Annotated in this window: 20 protein-coding genes; 14 read left to right on the forward strand and 6 right to left on the reverse strand. The window is 68.3% G+C overall.

Going from position 1 to position 16,754, the window contains the following annotated elements; translation table 11 throughout:
* Positions 1-16 precede the first annotated feature (16 nt).
* The gene (locus QX204_RS04985; protein ID WP_364713813.1) at positions 17-442 is read left to right on the forward strand and encodes an acyl-CoA thioesterase; all 426 of its coding nucleotides are present in this window, start codon (positions 17-19) and stop codon (positions 440-442) included.
* A 4-nt stretch (positions 443-446) separates the two neighbouring features.
* Positions 447-1,118 carry a DUF8185 domain-containing protein gene (locus QX204_RS04990; RefSeq protein ID WP_301905411.1) on the forward strand — a complete coding sequence of 224 codons (672 nt, stop codon included), beginning with the start codon at positions 447-449 and terminating at the stop codon, positions 1,116-1,118.
* Positions 1,119-1,133: 15 nt separating this feature from the next.
* Here the strand turns inward: QX204_RS04990 and QX204_RS04995 are convergent, their stop codons facing one another.
* On the reverse strand, positions 1,134-1,454 hold the full coding sequence (locus tag QX204_RS04995) for an AzlD domain-containing protein (RefSeq protein WP_056821560.1): 321 nt from the start codon (positions 1,452-1,454) through the stop codon (positions 1,134-1,136).
* Positions 1,451-2,143, reverse strand: a complete 693-nt coding sequence (locus tag QX204_RS05000; protein ID WP_301905412.1) for an AzlC family ABC transporter permease — start codon at positions 2,141-2,143, stop codon at positions 1,451-1,453. Before QX204_RS05000 ends, QX204_RS04995 begins: the two co-directional genes overlap by 4 nt.
* A 67-nt stretch (positions 2,144-2,210) precedes the next feature.
* Here QX204_RS05000 and QX204_RS05005 point away from each other — a divergent pair, with 67 nt between their 5' ends.
* Positions 2,211-2,780 (forward strand): helix-turn-helix domain-containing protein, encoded by a 570-nt coding sequence (locus tag QX204_RS05005; protein ID WP_062985185.1) that lies wholly within the window; start codon positions 2,211-2,213, stop codon positions 2,778-2,780.
* A gap of 19 nt (positions 2,781-2,799) precedes the next feature.
* Here QX204_RS05005 and QX204_RS05010 read toward each other — a convergent pair whose 3' ends face one another.
* Positions 2,800-3,513, reverse strand: a complete 714-nt coding sequence (locus QX204_RS05010) for an HNH endonuclease (protein WP_235569835.1) — start codon at positions 3,511-3,513, stop codon at positions 2,800-2,802.
* A 164-nt stretch (positions 3,514-3,677) separates the two neighbouring features.
* Between QX204_RS05010 and QX204_RS05015 the strand changes: the two genes are divergently transcribed.
* From QX204_RS05015 to QX204_RS05050, 8 genes are all read left to right on the forward strand, one after another.
* Positions 3,678-4,091 carry a globin gene (locus QX204_RS05015; protein ID WP_301905413.1) on the forward strand — a complete coding sequence of 138 codons (414 nt, stop codon included), beginning with the start codon at positions 3,678-3,680 and terminating at the stop codon, positions 4,089-4,091.
* A 368-nt stretch (positions 4,092-4,459) separates the two neighbouring features.
* Complete coding sequence (locus QX204_RS05020) at positions 4,460-6,061, forward strand: glycoside hydrolase family 13 protein (protein WP_301905414.1); 1,602 nt, start codon at positions 4,460-4,462, stop codon at positions 6,059-6,061.
* Between the two features lie 74 nt (positions 6,062-6,135).
* A complete protein-coding gene (locus QX204_RS05025) occupies positions 6,136-6,414 on the forward strand; it encodes an aa3-type cytochrome oxidase subunit CtaJ (RefSeq protein WP_194829561.1) in 279 nt (92 codons plus the stop codon).
* On the forward strand, positions 6,401-6,865 hold the full coding sequence (locus tag QX204_RS05030) for a DUF5130 domain-containing protein (RefSeq protein WP_301905415.1): 465 nt from the start codon (positions 6,401-6,403) through the stop codon (positions 6,863-6,865). Before QX204_RS05025 ends, QX204_RS05030 begins: the two co-directional genes overlap by 14 nt.
* Before the next feature lie 245 nt (positions 6,866-7,110).
* Positions 7,111-8,217, forward strand: a complete 1,107-nt coding sequence (locus tag QX204_RS05035; RefSeq protein WP_301905416.1) for an MFS transporter — start codon at positions 7,111-7,113, stop codon at positions 8,215-8,217.
* A 74-nt stretch (positions 8,218-8,291) separates the two neighbouring features.
* Positions 8,292-9,158, forward strand: coding sequence for an alpha/beta fold hydrolase (locus QX204_RS05040; protein WP_301905417.1), 867 nt, complete (start codon positions 8,292-8,294; stop codon positions 9,156-9,158).
* 77 nt (positions 9,159-9,235) lie between these two features.
* Entirely contained in the window at positions 9,236-10,435 is a 1,200-nt protein-coding gene (locus tag QX204_RS05045) for an alpha/beta hydrolase family protein (protein WP_301905418.1), read from the forward strand.
* A 181-nt stretch (positions 10,436-10,616) separates the two neighbouring features.
* Positions 10,617-11,018 (forward strand): helix-turn-helix domain-containing protein, encoded by a 402-nt coding sequence (locus QX204_RS05050; RefSeq protein WP_301905419.1) that lies wholly within the window; start codon positions 10,617-10,619, stop codon positions 11,016-11,018.
* Positions 11,019-11,085: 67 nt separating this feature from the next.
* On the opposite strand, the gene QX204_RS05055 is transcribed toward QX204_RS05050, so the two are convergent.
* The gene (locus QX204_RS05055; RefSeq protein ID WP_301905420.1) at positions 11,086-11,700 is read right to left on the reverse strand and encodes a TetR/AcrR family transcriptional regulator; all 615 of its coding nucleotides are present in this window, start codon (positions 11,698-11,700) and stop codon (positions 11,086-11,088) included.
* Positions 11,701-11,760: 60 nt separating this feature from the next.
* Between QX204_RS05055 and QX204_RS05060 the strand changes: the two genes are divergently transcribed.
* From QX204_RS05060 to QX204_RS05070, 3 genes are all read left to right on the forward strand, one after another.
* A complete protein-coding gene (locus QX204_RS05060; RefSeq protein ID WP_301905421.1) occupies positions 11,761-12,753 on the forward strand; it encodes a patatin-like phospholipase family protein in 993 nt (330 codons plus the stop codon).
* Between the two features lie 187 nt (positions 12,754-12,940).
* Positions 12,941-14,416, forward strand: coding sequence for a flavin-containing monooxygenase (locus QX204_RS05065; protein WP_301905422.1), 1,476 nt, complete (start codon positions 12,941-12,943; stop codon positions 14,414-14,416).
* A gap of 34 nt (positions 14,417-14,450) precedes the next feature.
* A complete protein-coding gene (locus QX204_RS05070) occupies positions 14,451-15,284 on the forward strand; it encodes an SDR family oxidoreductase (RefSeq protein ID WP_301905423.1) in 834 nt (277 codons plus the stop codon).
* Positions 15,285-15,371: 87 nt separating this feature from the next.
* Here the strand turns inward: QX204_RS05070 and QX204_RS05075 are convergent, their stop codons facing one another.
* Both QX204_RS05075 and QX204_RS05080 read right to left on the reverse strand, forming a co-directional pair.
* Complete coding sequence (locus tag QX204_RS05075; RefSeq protein WP_301905424.1) at positions 15,372-15,962, reverse strand: ClpP family protease; 591 nt, start codon at positions 15,960-15,962, stop codon at positions 15,372-15,374.
* 40 nt (positions 15,963-16,002) lie between these two features.
* The gene (locus tag QX204_RS05080; RefSeq protein ID WP_301905426.1) at positions 16,003-16,608 is read right to left on the reverse strand and encodes a ClpP family protease; all 606 of its coding nucleotides are present in this window, start codon (positions 16,606-16,608) and stop codon (positions 16,003-16,005) included.
* Positions 16,609-16,754: the final 146 nt, after the last annotated feature.

Raw genomic sequence — 16,754 nt, forward strand, 5'->3', positions numbered from 1 at the left:
CACGCCCGCACCGGATCTGGTGTTGCCGCAGCGTTTTCACGCGAAGGTCGAGATCCGCTGGTCGGATATGGATGTGTTCCAGCATGTCAACCATGCTCGGATGGTGACCCTGCTGGAAGAGGCGCGGATTCCGTGGCTGTTCGGAGACGACAAGCCGACGGCGTCGATGGGGCGGCAGGGCTGTGTGCTTGTCGACCTGCACGTGAAGTACCGCGGGCAGTTGCGGCACGAGGACACCCCGCTCGACATCGCCATGTGGGTCAAGCAATTGCGCGCGGTCGATTTCACCGTCGGCTACGAGGTGCGTGCCAACGGCGCGGCCCCGGATTCGCCGCCCGCGGTGCTCGCGACCACCCAGCTCGCCGCGTTCGACATCGACACCCAGCGGCTGCGCAGGCTCAGCGAGTCCGAACGCGACTACCTGGCACTATGGCGGGCCTGATTTCGTGAGCTCCGAACAGCGGGTGCTACACACGCCCGACCCGGCCGAACGCGAGAACCTGGCCACCTTCCTCACCCGCGCCATCCGCCTCGACCCGGCCGCTGTCGTCCGGTTGCGGCGGCGGGGATCGAGCCTCGTATCAGCTTGGGTAACAACGGGGTTCGAGACTCTCGCGGTGCGTACGATCACCGCTGAACTCGGCGTCGACGATGTCACTGTCGGTGCGGACGCGGTTCTCGCGGGACTGGGAACCGGGCACCCGATAGACCTCGGTTACTCGATGGATTCCGCCTGGCGTGGCGCCCTCCCGCCCACCGACGGCTTCACCCATGTCGACGACGTCCCGGCACGCACCCTGGTCGAGCTGGCCGAGCGCGGCGCGGATGTGGCCCGCGAACACGGCGGTCCCAAGGGGCCGCCCGCCTCCCTGCTCGACCAGTCGGTTCTCACTGTCACCGGCCCCGGAGATATCGAGGTCCAGGTACCGATGCGCGTCGTCTTCGCGCTCACCGCGATGGATTTCATTCCGCACGCGGGGGAGAAGACGGAGTCACGTCGGATCCAGCCCTCGGAACTGGTTCGGGTCCGTGCTACCCGCACCTGGTTGCGGTTGGATGCCCGGTACGGGTCCGTCGCGCGACGGCTCGGTGGGGGAATACCGTTGTCGCCCAGCTGACTGCCGTGGTCGGGGTCAGTGCACGCCGACCAGTCGCAGCAGGGCGGTCGTCGTGGCGGCGGCGAGCACCGTGACGAGCAGGGGAGCTCGCCGCCACGCGAGGACTCCGCCGACGCCGACGCCGGCGGGCAGGGCGATGCCGAGGTGGCCGGAGCCGGTCGGCAGCGTGGCTGTCGCGACCAGGGCGGCGAGCAGGATGAGGGCGCCGGTGTCCAGGAGATGGATTGTCCTGGGGGACAGCCGCAGTCGATGGCGCATCGCGGGGCCGGTCCATCGCAGGGCGTACGTTCCCACGGCCAGTGCCAGCATGGCGGGGAGCAGGTACGGCGCGTTCATGGCGTAACCGGCTCGGCGGTAGGCGTCGGCGGGCGCAGCGCGAAGACCAGCCCGCCCAAGGCGATCAGCACCGGAAGTCCGGCCGGTACGTACGGTGCGACCACCACCGCCAACCCCGCACCGACCAGTACCGGCCGCAATGTCGCCCGATCGCGCAGGGCGGGCAGGATCAACGCCAGCAGGATCACCGGGAACACCGCGTCCAGTCCGAGCGCCGAGGTGTCGGGCACCAGTGAACCCAGCGCCGCCCCGAGGGCCGCCCCGAGCGGCCAGCACAGCGCGACCCCGATCCCGCACGCCCAGTACGCGGCGCGTTTGCGTTCCTGATCGCCCGGCGCGGCGGCGAAGGCCACCGACTCGTCGTTGAGGACGTGGATGCCGAGCACCCGTTTCCAGCCGTGCCCGAACACCTCCGGCGCCGACAACCCGTACGGCAGATGCCGGGCGTTGAGCAGCAGTCCGGCCACCACCGCCGCCAGCGGACTGCCCCCGGCCGCGACGATCCCGAAGAACAGCAGCTCCGACCCACCTGCCAGCACCGTCACCGCCATCACGATCGGCATCCACATCGGGAATCCAGCCGCGATCGTCGAAGCGCCGTAGGACACCCCGAACAGGCCGACGGCAAAGCACGCCGCGGCAACGGCAGCCACGGTTCCTCGGTCGAGTGTTCGCCAGATCGAACGCATGTTGTTTATATTGAACGCACTGGGTGGGTAAAGTCAACGCGGTATCGCCAGCCCCCAGGAGGCGTAGATGGACCGGCAGGACCCCGTCGTCGGACCGCCCCAGGCGGTGATCGCCGCGGCGCTGCGCCGTGAGCGCGCCCGCGCCGGCTTATCGCTGACCGAGGTCGCCAATCGGGCAGGCGTCGCGAAATCCACACTGTCCCAACTGGAATCGGGTACCGGCAATCCCAGCCTGGAAACCCTGTGGGCACTGTGCGTTGCCCTGGAGATGCCGTTCTCCCGGCTGCTCGACCCGCCTCGATCCAACGTCCAGGTGATCCGCGCCGACGAGGGTTCGCCGGTACCGGCGGCCGACGCCGACTATCGGGTGACATTGCTCGCAGCAGGCCAGTCGCACACCCGCTGCGACGTCTATCGCATCGCGGCCGAACCGGGCCACACCCGGCGCTCGGAGCCGCACACTCCCGGCGTCGTGGAACACGTCGTGCTCGCGGCGGGTCACGCCATGGTCGGTCCGGCCGACGAGCCCGTGGAAATGCGCCCGGGCGACTACATCCGCTACCTGGGTGATCTCCCCCACATTTTCGAAGCCCTCGAACCGGGAACCTGGGCGACGATGGTCATCGAGAGCGCCTGAACTGCTCGCGCGCGGTGTGTCAGGCGGCTCCTTCGCCGAGGTACTGCAACCAGATCGGGTCCAGATCGGCGGTGGTGGACAGCAGCCGCCAGTGCGGGCCCTTGGGGGAGACCAGCGGGTGGCGCAGGTGCCAGCCCAGGTCGGCCAGCATCTTGTCGGCCTTGCGGTGATTGCAGGGGGCGCAGCTGGCGACGCAGTTCTCCCACGAGTGCTCGCCGCCGCGGCTGCGGGGGATCACGTGATCGATGGTCTCGGCCTTGCCGCCGCAATAACCGCATCGGTAGTGGTCGCGATGCATGAGCGCGGCGCGGGTCATCGGCACGCGGGCGCGGTAGGGCACCCGCACGTAGGTGCGCAGGCGGATGACGGACGGAATCGCCACTTCGGAGCCCGCGGAGTGCAGGACCGGGCCTTCGGGATCGTCGTGGACGGCGTCGGCCTTGGCGCAGATCAGCAGCACGACAGCGCGACGCGCGGACAGCGCGGTGAGTGGCTCGTAGGTGGCGTTGAGGAGGAGGACCCGGCGTTTGCGCCATGCGGCGGCGTCGTGGTCTCCGGCGAGATGCAGCGGCGCGGGGATATGCGGCAGGTCGTGAAGACCGTGTGCGCCCGGATGGTGATCGGACAGGATATGCAGCGGAACAGCCCCCGAGCCACGATTGTGGACGTCGGCGGGCTGGAGTTGTCGGTGCGTTCGCGCCTCGTGTGAACGGGCGCCCGGTCGCTGCTTCATCCTGTTGACCTCAATTTCATGATTGGCAGGATCATGTGGTATCTGGGGCCGATACTGCCCTCAGTTGACCATGGTTCCGGCGGTATTGCACGGCTATTTTTCAAACTTCCGGATGAACTGTGGTTGAAGGGCAGCGCGTTCGTGACCGTGGTGAACGGGGCACAATGGAACGCGTGACTTCCGGTGAGCAGACAACGACCTCCTTCTACGAAGCCGTGGGCGGCGCGGAGACGTTTCGCCGTCTGGTGTCGGTCTTCTATCGCGAGGTCGCGGCCGACGAGATCCTGCGTCCGTTGTACCCCGAGGAGGACCTCGGTCCGGCCGAGCGCCGGTTCCGGATGTTCCTCGAACAGTACTGGGGTGGTCCGCGCACCTACTCCGACGAGCGCGGCCACCCGCGCCTGCGCATGCGCCACAACCCGTTCGTCATCGGGCCGCTCGAGCGCGACGCCTGGATGCGGTGCATGCGGATCGCCGTCGGTGAGATCGAACCGTCGATCCTGGACGACGAACACCGCAAGGCGCTGCTGGACTACTTCCAAATGGCCGCCGCATCCCTGCAAAACTCCCCGATGTGACCCAGGCGTACACCGGGTTTCCCGCCGCATCCCTGCAAAACTCCCCGATGTGACCCAGGCGTACACCGGGTTTCCCGCCGCATCCCTGCAAAACTCCCCGATGTGACCCAGGCGTACACCGGGATTCCCGCAGCATCCCTGCAAAACACCCCGATGTGACCAGGCGAACAGCGCCTTTCCGACCTCGCGTGACCCCGCGGGTGCCCGCTGTTCGCTGATGACCGGCAGGTGGCGGGCCGGTTTCGCGCGCATTCCGCCTTTTACCATGATGTTTCGTCATGGCGTGGCGAACGCTGGTGATTTGCCAGATTCGCAGAAAGTCTCGCCCCACATGAATATTGCGGGCGATCTTTGGCAATATTGCGGGTGTGACACAGACACCTGCCTCGCCGGTGCCGGGGGAAGCAAGCACCGCTCCGTGGTGGAAAACCGCCGTGTTCTATCAGGTCTATCCACGTTCGTTCGCCGACTCCGACGGTGACGGTGTCGGCGATCTGGGCGGTGTACGCGAGAAGATGGGGTACCTGGAGCTATTGGGCGTCGACGCGCTGTGGATCTGTCCGGTGATGCGGTCACCGCAGGCCGACGGCGGCTACGACGTCTCCGATCCGCGCGATATCGACCCGCTCTTCGGCGGGCTGGAGGCGCTGGACGAGTTGATCGCCGAGGCGCACGACCGCGAGATCAAAGTGACGATGGATCTGGTGCCCAACCACACCAGCGTCGAGCACGCGTGGTTCGCCGAGGCGCTGGAGGCGGCGCCGGGCAGCCCCGAACGCGCCCGATACATCTTCCGCGACGGTCGCGGCGAGAACGGGGACGAGCCACCCAACAACTGGCCCAGCATCTTCGGCGGCCCCGCCTGGTCCAGGATCATCGAGCCCGACGGCACTCCCGGGCAGTGGTACCTGCACATCTTCGCACCCGAACAACCCGACCTGAACTGGGACAACCCCGAGGTCGCCGACGATTTCGAGAAGACCCTGCGCTTCTGGCTCGACCGTGGCGTCGACGGTTTCCGCCTCGATGTCGCGCACGGCATGGCCAAACCCGAGGGCTTGCCCGACATGGACAAGGTCGAGACCAAGATGCTGGTGCACGACGACGACGATCCCCGTTTCAACAACCCCGGCGTGCACGCCATCCATCGCCGCATCCGCACGGTTCTCGACGATTACCCGCACGCGGTGTCGATCGGCGAGGTGTGGGTCGACGACAACGTCCGCTTCGGCGAATACGTCCGCCCGGACGAGCTGCACCTGGCGTTCAATTTCCGTCTCGCCGAGACCCCTTTCACCGCGCAGGGCGTCCACGACGCGATCACGCACTCCCTCGAGGCCGTCGCCGACGCGGGCGCCCCACCCACCTGGACGCTGTCCAACCACGACATCGAACGCGAAGTGACCCGCTACGGCGGCGGCAATACCGGCGTCGCGCGGGCGCGGGCGATGATGATGGTCGAACTCGCGCTGCCCGGTGCGGTGTTCATTTACAACGGCGCCGAACTGGCCCTGCCCAACGTCGACGATCTGCCCGACGAGGTCTTGCAGGACCCCGTGTGGGAGCGCACGGGCCACCAGGAACGCGGTCGTGACGGTTGCCGGGTCCCGATGCCGTGGGAGGGCGCGGCCGTGCCGTTCGGTTTCACCGAGGGCGAGCCGTGGCTGCCGATCCCCGCCGACTGGGCCGACCGCACCGTCGAAGCGCAACTGGAAACCCTGCACTCCACGCTGTCGCTGTACCGCCTGGCGATCGACCTGCGCGCCACCCGGCCGGAGTTCGCGGGCCAGCGGATCGAGTGGTACGGCAGTCCCGACGGCTGTCTCGCGTTCCGTCGTCCGGGCGGGCTGATCTGCGTGCTCAATGCCTCCGAGGGCCCGATCCAGCTGCCGCCGGGGGAGGTGCTGCTGTCGAGCGCGCCGGTCGCCGACGACCGGTTGCCACCGAACGCGGCGGCCTGGTTGGTATAGCCGCACCGGACACGCGGCGCGGGAACTGCCAGCCGGAGGATGAACTACTACACAGCATCGTCTACCGTTGGTGCGTGAGCATTCTCGAGACAGTGCTGATCTTCGTCGGCATCCCGGCCGCGATCTACTTCGCGATCGCGGGTTTGTCCTATCTCGGTAAGCCATTCCCCGGTGAGAAGCCGGCCCACTTCGCACTCGGGCAGAAGTGGACCCACCGGCCGGTGCTGTGGAGTGCTACCGATGAGGTGACCGCCGCGGCGGGCCACCACACCGCCGAGCCGCATGGCAGTCATGCGGCTCTCGAAACCGCGCACGCGGAGCTGATCGGAGGCCGGGCAAGTGGCAAGTTCTAATTGGCCCGCGGTGGTCGAGGCCGACCTGCCGCACGGGTTCGCCCTGACCAGCAGCGGCCGAGTGTCCGGCGTGCACGAGCCGGGCACCGTGTTCGACGAGGTGCCGTTCACCGATCGTGAGCGCATCTCCCTCGACAACGCGCTCACCGAGGCGACCCGCGCCACCAAGATCCGCTTCAACATCTACCTCGGCGATCTCGGTTCCGATCCGGCGGCCGGTGCCGACGCGATCCTGCCGAACACCCCGGAGTCGGCCGATTCGGTGCTCATCGCCGTGTCCCCGAACCAGGGCGCGATCGAGGTTCGCTCCGGTGCCGATGTGGCCGAGCGCGCCAACGACCGCATCTGCCAGCTCGGGGTCACCGCCGCCCTTGCCTCGTTCCGTCAGGGCAACCTGATCGACGGTCTGATCTCGGCCACCCGCGTGATGGCAGCGGCGATCGGTCGCTAGTCCGTTCTCCACCGTCCGGCGCGTTCACCTCCTGGTGAACGCGCCGTTCGTGTCTGCGGCGTAGGAGACCTGCGCGCCGCTGAATCCGAGATTGCCCGGCTGCGAAGCGATTTCGCGCCGATGGCTTCCGAGACGAAGGAAATACGATTCCTGATCGTCGTGTTCTAACCGCTGAAATTGATTTAGCGAGTTAGGACGTGACGGGTATGCGGCGTGAGCATCTCGCGTGGGCAGGACTGGCGGCGATGACCGTGTCATTCGGCCTGAACTTCACCATGGGCGTGTTCTTCGCCCCCACCGCCGCCGCGTACGGCGTTTCGGCGACCGCCCTGGCCATGGCCGCGGCGATGAGCACCGCGGTCACCGGTCTGGCCCAGCAGGGCATCGGCCGGTTGCTCGACCTGCTCGGTCCCGAACGCGTGCTGATCGGCGGGCTCACCTTGATCTCGAGCAGCTACGTGATGCTGGCCTGGGTCACCCAGACCTGGCAGTTCGTCGCGGCCTACATGGTGCTCGGCGGATTGGGCTTCGCGGCCTCGTCGACCCTCACCGTGACCACCCTGCTCGGGCGGGCACACGGTGCGCAGGTAGGCCCGGCCATGGCACGGGCCGCGATCGGCATCAACCTCGGCCAGCTGATCACGCCGTGGGCGGCGACCGCGCTGTTCGACCCGATCGGTGTGCGCGCCACCTTCGCGCTGCTCGGCGCGATCGGCCTGGCCGCCACCGCCGTGCTGTGGCTGCTGCTGCCCGCCGGCCAGCGGGTGAGCACCGGCGCGGGCGTCGGAGAATCGCTGGCCGACCGGTGGAAAGTGCTGGTGTCCTTCGGTTTCCACGCAGCGACGATGTACGTGGTGGTCTTGATGCTGCCGAAACACGCGGTGGAACAGGGCTGGTCGGTGGCCGGTGCGGGCAGGCTCGTGGCGTCGGCCGCGCTGGCGGCCGGGCTGACCTCGGCCGCGATGGTGCGGCTGTTGCGGCACTACCCACCGGAATCATTACTGCGGGTGCTGTATTCGGTGCGCCTGGCCGCCTTGCTTCCCGCGGTGTTCGTACCGGGGCCGCAGGTGCTGGCCGTGGTCGCCGTGCTGTTCGGCATCGCCTCGTTCCCGGTCATCCCGCTGACCATGGCGATCCTGTCGCGTGGTCTCGACCCCGCTCGGATGGGCCGCACACTGGCGCCCGCCTGGGTGATCCACCAGCTCGCCGCCGCCTCCGGGCTCGGCGTGGCCACCGTCGTGCACGCCCTCACCGACAGCTATCGCGGCTATCTCGCCCTCGGCCTGGTGTTCTCCGTCGTCGCCGTCGGACTGATCACCCCGGCTCGCCGTCGCGAACCGGTCACCGTCTGAATCCCGCCCCGGCCGAGCGTGCCGGAGATCCCGGGCTCGGCGCGAGTATCACCCCCCACAGAAAGAGATCCACGATGAACCAGATCAGCCACCGCACGGTCGAGATCCAGGGCCGCTCGGTCTTCTACCGCGAGGCAGGCGAGGCGAACAAGCCGACTCTGCTTCTGCTGCACGGCTTCCCGTCCAGCTCGGCCATGTTCCGCAACCTGATCCCCGCACTGGCCGACGACTACCACGTGATCGCGCCCGATCATCTCGGCTTCGGCCAGTCGGCCATGCCGACGGTCGACGAATTCGATTACAGCTTCGACGCACTCACCGCGATCACCCTGGAACTGCTCGACACCCTCGGCGTCGACCGATTCGCGATCTACATCCAGGACTACGGCGCCCCCATCGGCCTGCGCATCGCTTCGCGTCACCCCGAGCGGATCACCGCGATTATCACCCAGAGCGGCAACGCCTACCTCGAAGGGTTCACCCCGTTCTGGGAGGTGCTGTTCGCGCACGCGAACGACCGCGTCACCCACGAGCCGCAGGTGCGCGAGCTGCTCGAGCTCGACGCGACGAAATGGCAGTACACGCACGGTGTTCCGGCCGACCGGCTCGCGCTGGTGAGCCCGGATGCGTGGACCCTCGATCAGGCCTACCTCGACCGCCCGGGCAACAAGGAGATCCAGCTGCAACTGTTCTTCGACTACAAGAACAACCTCGACGGTTACCCCGCCTTCCAGAAGTACTTCGCCGAGCACCGGCCGCCGACACTCATCGCCTGGGGTTCCCACGACGAGATCTTCGGCGCCGATGGCGCCCGCGCGTATCTGCGCGACCTGCCCGATGCCGAACTGCATCTGCTCGACGCGGGTCACTTCGCGCTGGAGACGCACGGACCCGAGATCGCCGCGTTGATCCGCGACTTCCTCGGTCGGGTCCTGCGCTGAATCCGTTGGACGGCATCGAGTAACCTGGTCGGCGGTTTATCGGCCACGTCATAGGCCGTCGGCGTATCGGGGGAAACTTGCACACACGTATTGCTCGGGTGATCACGGCGGGGTGCCTCGCGCTGTTCGCATCGGCCTGCGCCCAGGACAGCCGACCGGCCGAATTCGCGGCGGCCGCACCGCTTTCCGCGTTCTACAACCCCGGTGCGGAATCGATTCCGGGACAGCGTGGTTCGGTGATCCGCACGCAGTCGCTCACCGGTGCGCAAGCGGTGCCCGGCGCCCGCAACTACCTCACGCTGTACCGGTCACTGGATGCGCAGGAGAAGCCCGTCGCGGTGTCGGGGACGCTCGCGGTGCCCGAAGGGGATGCGCCCGAGGGTGGTTGGCCGCTCATTTCCTGGGGGCCCGGTAGTACCGGAGTCGCCGATGTCTGCGCGGCCTCGCGCTCGGAAGGCTCGTCCCCGAGCAGGGACGAACAGGCTCGCTGGGTGGCCAAGGGGTACGCGGTCGCCAGGACCGACTACCAGGGCTTGGGGACGCCGGGCGGTCACGGGTACATGATCGGCGAGACCGAGCTGCGCGCGATGGCCGACATCGCTACGGCGGCAAGGGCAGTCGACAAATCTGTCGGCTCGCGCTGGGTGGCGATGGGGCATTCGCAGGGTGGCCACGCGGCACTGTTCGCCGCTGTCGACGCCGCGGGGTGGACGCCGAACACGCCCCTGCTCGGCGCCATCGCGCTGGCGCCCGCCTCACACCTCGGCGAACAGGTGCGCATGGCGAAATGGGCGGCGTCGAATCCGCTGGGCAAGCTCGGTACCGGCGATGTGTCGGTGTACCTGCCGCTGCTGGTTCGCGGCGCCCAGACGGTGACCGATGTGGACCCCGCCCGATTCCTCACCGGCCGTGCGCAGTCCCTGCTGCCGGTCGCCGACTCCGAATGCACCGGCGGGCTGCGCGACAAAGACAAGTGGGGCGGTCTGTCGCCGAAGGATGTGTTCACCGCCGACGGCGACGTCTCCGGGCTGTTGCGAGTCCTCGACGACAACGACCCGAGCGGGCTGCGATTCACCGTCCCGGTTCTCGTTCTCCAGGGTCGCGCCGACCTCACCGTCCCGCTGCAGGCGACCGACGCGATGGTCGCCGAACAGCAGGGGCGGGGCGAGTCGGTCGACTACCGCAAATACGACAACATCGACCACAGTGAGATCGTCTCCGCGTCCTTCGCCGACGCGCTCGGCTGGGCGGACGCCCGCTTCGGCATCACCCGCTGAGTTTTTGGAGCGCTGGCGCGCTCGAGCGGGGCCCTTCGGGCCCCTGATCTTCCCTCCCTCCGGGTACTCCTTCGTCGCACCCTCCGCTCAGTCCAGATCAGGGCGGGCCCCTTCAGGGCTCGGGTTACGCCCAGAGCAGAAGAGTCGGGTGTTTCGGTCCGGGGATCCCTACGCTCGGAATATGGGCGAGCACAGCGGGTTGCGGGTGATTCCAGGCGGACGCGGCGAACAGCGGTCGCGGCCGGAACCACTCTGGCGTGAGGCGCTAGGTGAACGCCTGCGCGCGCTGCGCCTGGAACAGCGCTCCACCCTCGTCGACACCGCGGGGCGCGCGGGCATCTCGCCGCAGTACCTCTCCGAGGTCGAGCGCGGTCTCAAAGAGCCGTCGAGCGAGATGATCGCGGCCTTGGCGGGCGCTCTCGATACCTCGCTGGGCGATCTTGTGGCCCAGGTGGCGGAATCCCTGCGCAGGCACGCGCTGGTGCCTACGCGTGCGGTGGTGCTCGGCGGCAACCGTCAGATCGCCCCCTCCCACTCCGCCCCGATCGCCCTGGCCCCGAACGCGGTCCTGCTCGCAGCCTGATTCACCTACTCGCCGGCCGATCAACCGGCCTTCGCACTCGGGCGATGGTCGCGTGACGCTCAGGCGATCAACTGTCCACCGACGTTTTCGTCCGGGCGGCGGCGATCTGGCTGCGGAGTAGGTCGACGATCGCGCTGACGGGGAGTTCTGGGTCGATCGCGCGCTGCACGCCGAGGCCGATACCGAGCGAGAGTAGTTGCAGCGCTGCGTCTTCCGCGGGAAGCGGGAGTTCGAGGCCGAGTTGATCGGCCTGTGTCTGGATCACGGTGGCGAGCATCGCCGTGAGGGTACGTCGGCGATCGGCGAGTTCGGTGCGGATCTCGGGCATGTGCCGGGTGCTCGTCGCGAACTCGACTTCCAGCGCGGTCCAGCCGACATCACCGATGTTCTCGTCGGCCCATCGCGCGAACCCTTCGATCCGCTCCGCCATGTCGTCGTGCGGCAGCATCGCGTCCACGAGCGACTGCGCGCGCTCCACGTGGACGACGTCGATCACGGCCAGGCCCAATTCGTGCTTGGTCGCGAAGTTGGAGTACACCGCGCCCTTGGAGAACCCGGCCTCGGTGGCCACCTTCTCCAGCGGGGTCACGTTGTAGCCGTCGGCCATGAACAGCCGCTTGGCTGTCTCGACCAGTCGTTCACGCGTGAGAGCGTGCGACTCCTTGCGCGTCATCCTGGCCATGTGCAGGAGTTTAGCAAGATGGACTACCGCTGGAATTCAAATACCGTTAGTATTCGAAATATGACAACACGACGTGGCTTAGCGATCGGCTGCGGTGGCCTCCTCGGGTTCGCCTGGACCGCCGTAGCCCTCGACGCCGTCGAACGCGCGATGAACTGGGACACCCGCACCGCCGATGTGCTGATCGGGACCTCCGCGGGCTCCGAACTCGTGGCGGCGCTCGGCTCCGGTCGCACCCCCGCCGACCTGCTCGCCGCCCTCGACGCGGCTCCCGACGCCGACCCGGTCCTGGCCGCGCACGTCGCCGTCGACCCCGGCAAAATTCCGCCGCTGCCCGGACTCGGCTTCCCCGGCCTCGGTCTGGTCGGCGCCGGTCTGCGCGCGCGTTCGCCCTACACCGCGCTGGCCGGCCTCCTTCCGCGCGGTCGCGGTGACGCCGGGTGGTTGCGTTCCTTCGGTCAGGCGCTGAGCGGGCCGAGCGGCTGGGTGAGTCACCCCGCGACCTGGGTGGTCGGCGCCGACGCGGCAACGGGTGAGCGAGTCGCCTTCGGTGCGAACCAAACGGCCGACGGCATCGTGACAGTCGGGACATCGGGCGCGTCCGGTGCGGAACCGGTCGAGCTGGGTGACGCGATCGCCGCGTCCTGGGCCATTCCCGGGTGGTTCCCCCCGGTGCGGATCGGCGGCCACGACTACGTCGACGGCGGTTCGGTGTCGTCGGTGTCGGCCGATCTGCTGGGGCCGCTGGAACTCGACGAGGTGGTGGTGATCGCCCCGATGACGTCCGAGGGCGGCGCACCGGCCACCGGCCTGAACCGGGTCGAACGTCTGCTCCGCGAACAGATGACCCGCGGTCTCGACCGAGAAGTGGCCCTGCTGCGCGCCGCGGGCACCCGGGTGATCCGCGTCGAACCCGGCCCGGAAGAACTCGCCGCCATGGGTCCGAACTTCATGGATTCGGCCCGCCGCCCGGCCACTGTCGCCGCTGCCCGCCGCGCTGTGGCGACCCGAGTCGCCGATGCGCTGCGTGATTCCGCGGGCCGACTCGCGTGAATCGCCCTTTCGCGAAGCGCCGTCCGAGAGCTCTCGGCAGCGGCCGACGACCACGCAGCGCATTCCCGACTCGGGGTCGGGTGGGCCGACGCCGTCGCCGCGCGGGCCCCTCGTGTCGGGCAGCCGGTTCCGTATCCACTCGCGCCGTGATCGGCGCGCCGCTCGTTTCGTTCGAAGGAGAAATCGTATGAGTCGCCACCACGAGGTCGTTGTGATCGGAGCGGGGGTGTCCGGCATCTGTGCCGCGATCAAGTTGATCGAGGCCGGGGTCGAGGACGTGGTGATCGTCGAGAAAGCCGACACCTTCGGCGGCACCTGGCGGGCCAACACCTATCCCGGCTGCGCGTGCGATGTTCCGTCCGGGCTGTACTCGTTCTCCTTCGCGCCCAACAGCGAGTGGTCGCGGCTGTTCGCGACCCAACCCGAGATCCTCGACTACGTCGACAGGGTGGCGCGTGAGCACGGGCTGGCCGAGCACACCCGCTTCGGCGTGACGGTCGAGGGTTCGCAGTTCGACGATGCCGCGCAGCTGTGGCGGCTGGAGACCAGCGAAGGTCCGCTGAGTGCCCGTTTCGTCGTCTCGGCCGCTGGTCCGTGGAACGAACCGCGCCTACCCGAGATTCCGGGTCTGGCCGAATTCCCCGGCGAGGTGTTCCATTCCGCGCGCTGGAACCACGATTACGACCTGCGTGGCAAGCGGGTCGCGGTGGTCGGGTCCGGTGCGTCGGCGGTGCAGTTCGTGCCCGCGATCCAACCCGAGGTCGCCGAGCTACATCTGTTCCAGCGCACCGCGCAGTGGGTGCTGCCGAAACTCGATCATCCCGTGCCCGGTTTCGAGAAGGCGGTCATGCGACGATTCCCGGTCGCGCACAAGGTCTTGCGCGCGATCGAATACGCGATGATGGAAGGTCTCGGGGTCGCCTTCCGGCATCCGCGACCGCTGATGCAAGCCGTCCAGACCGTCGGCTCGGCGTATCTGCGTGTCGTGGTGCGCGATCCGGCGGTGCGGGCGAAGCTGACGCCGGACTATCTGCTCGGCTGCAAGCGAATCCTGTTCTCCAACAGCTACCTCCAGTCGCTGACCAAGAGCAACGTCGACGTGTACGCCACCGGCGTCGCCGAATTCCGCGGCAACACCGTGATCGGCGCCGACGGCACCACCGCCGAGGTCGACGCGGTGATCCTCGGTACCGGCTTCCACATCCTCGACACCCCGCTGGCCGACATCGTCCGCAGCGCCGACGGCCGCACGCTGGCCGAGCATTGGCAGGGCTCGCCCGAGGCCTACCTCGGCACCGTCACCACCGGTTTCCCCAACGCGTTCACCGTGCTCGGCCCCAGCCTCGGCACCGGCCACTCCTCGGCGTTCGCCATCCTCGAAGCCCAGGTCGCCTTCCTCGTCTCGGCCATCGAGCGCGCCCGGCGCGAAGGCTGGGCGGGGCTGGACGTGCGTCCCGAAGTGCAGGCGCGCTACGTCGACCAGGTGCAAGCCGCGCTGGCGAGCACCGTCTACAACGCGGGCGGCTGCCACAGCTACTACATGGATGCCAACGGCCGCAACAGTTTCAGCTGGCCCTGGTCCACCGGCGAGCTCACCACCCGCGTCAGTGCGTTCGACCCCGCCGACTTCACCATCACCCACGACGTAGCGGTGTCCGCATGAGCGCACACGCACACCACCGACGAGAGGCCACGACATGAGCTACCCCCGGATCGACCTCGAAGGCGCCACCATCGCGATCACCGGCGCCGCGCGCGGCATCGGACTCGCCACGGCCAAAGCCTTTGTCGAGCACGGCGCGTACGTCGCGCTCGGTGACCTCGACGAAGCGCTGGCCGTGCAGGCCGCCGCCGAGATCGGCGACCACGCGATCGGCCACGCGCTCGACGTCACCGACAAGGCCTCCTACGCGGCGTTTCTCGATGCGACCGCCCGGTGGCGCGGCCCGCTGGACGTGCTGGTGAACAACGCCGGCGTGATGCCGAACGGCCCGTTCCTCGACCAGTCCGACCGCATCGACCAGCTCACGATGGACGTCAACGTCTACGGCGTCATCCACGGCATGCGCCTCGCCCTGCCAGGGATGGTCGCGCGAGGCTACGGCCACGTCGTGAATGTGGCCTCGCTGGCGGGCAAGTTCCCGATCAAGGGGCTGGCCGTGTACAACGCCAGCAAGTACGCGGTGGTCGGCCTGACCGCCGCCACCAGGCTGGAGATGGACGCCACCGGAGTGAGTGTGAGCGCGGTCCTCCCGTCCGCGGTGCGCACCGAACTCAGCTCCGGTATCGACTACGGCATCCTGCCCGCCGTCGACCCCGAGGACATCGCCGCCGCCGTGGTCCGCACGGTCAGGACCCGCGCGGCCGAGACCGCGGTGCCCGGGTATGTCGGCGTGCTGGCCAATGCGTCCGGTCTCGTGCCGGAGCCGGTGCTGCGGGCCCTGCGCAAGGCGGCCCACGACGACGCCGCCATCACTCGCGTCGACGACACCACCCGCCGCGTGTACCTGGACCGCATCGAAAAGCAGTGAGGTAACCACCGCGCTGGGCGGTCACTGTGGCCGGGATCCGGTGGACAGTGACCGACCGACGTGGTCGGCGAAGCGGGAGCGGGGCGATCACTCGCGCTCGTGCAGGACCCGGTCGACCAACCCGTATTCGAGCGCGGTCTCGGCGGTGAAGACCCGGTCCCGGTCGGTGTCGCGGCGCAGGGTTTCCGGGGTCTGGCCGGTGTGCTCGGACAGGATCGCCTCGATCGCCGCGCGCATCCGGACGATCTCGTCGGCCTGCAGGATCAGGTCGGGAATGGTGCCCTGGCCGCGAGTCGCCGGTTGGTGCAACACGATTCGAGTGTGCGGGAGCATCGCGCGGTGGCCGGGCGCGCCGCCGGCGAGCAGGACGGCGCCGACGGCGATCGCCTGGCCGACGCAGGTGGTGTGCACCGGCGCCTTGATGAATCGCATGGTGTCGTACACGGCGAGCATGGCGGACAGGTCGCCGCCTTCGCAGTTGATGTAGAGGCTGATCGCCTGGCCGGGGCTGTCGGATTCCAGGTGCAGCAGCTGGGCGATGAGCGCGTTGGCGACGCCGGAGTCGATGGGGGTGCCCAGGTACACGATGCGTTCGCTGAGCAGGTGCGAGTAGATGTCGGTGATCCGCTCACCGCCGCCGCGATGCTGCGACACGACATTGGGAATGGTGTAGGTCATGAGCTCGCCTTCCTGGCGATGGTGTTTCGGGGACCGGCTCTCATGCGGTGATCCCGATGCGATGCCGGTTCGGGACGACCTGGTCGAAGGATTCGACGATGTGGTCGATGAACCCGTACTCGAGTGCCTGGGGCGCGGTGAACCAACGGTCGTGCAGTGAGTCCTCGTAGATGCGGTCGAAGGGTTGGCCGGTGTCGGCGGCGATGAGGCCGAGCACCGTGTCGACGGTGTGGCGCAGATCGTCGGCCTGCACCTCCACTTCCACCGCGCTGCCGCCGATCCCCGCCGACCCCTGGTGCATCAGGACCCGCGCATGGGGCAGGGCGTAGCGCTTACCCGGCGTTCCGGAGGAGAGCAGGAATTGACCTGCGCTGCAAGCCAAGCCGAGAGCCAGAGTGGAGACCTCGCAGGGAACGAGTCGCATCACATCGCGGATCGCGAGCATCGAGGGGACCGAACCGCCGGGGGAGTGGATCCACAGCGATATTCCGGCTTCCGGGGATTGTGCTGCGAGGGTGAGTAATTGGGTGATGAGCAGGGTGCCGTTGTCGTCGTCGAGGGGGCCGTCGAGGACGAGGATTCGGCGGCCGAACAGTTGTTCGCGGGCTCGCCAGCTGAACATCGGGTTCTTGTCGTCGTGTGCCATGAGTCCACGGTGCCCCGCGCACACCCCCGCGCGCCGCCGTTGCTGCCCCCAGCAGATCCGCTCACAGCAGCAAGACCGTCCAGCGCGGGCGCGACAGTCATCCAGCTCCGGACAGGGCAAGGGCCCGGTGCGGCGACATCGCGACA

Origin of the sequence: Nocardia sp. PE-7, assembly GCF_030486425.1 — a bacterium.
Taxonomy (GTDB): domain Bacteria; phylum Actinomycetota; class Actinomycetes; order Mycobacteriales; family Mycobacteriaceae; genus Nocardia; species Nocardia salmonicida_A.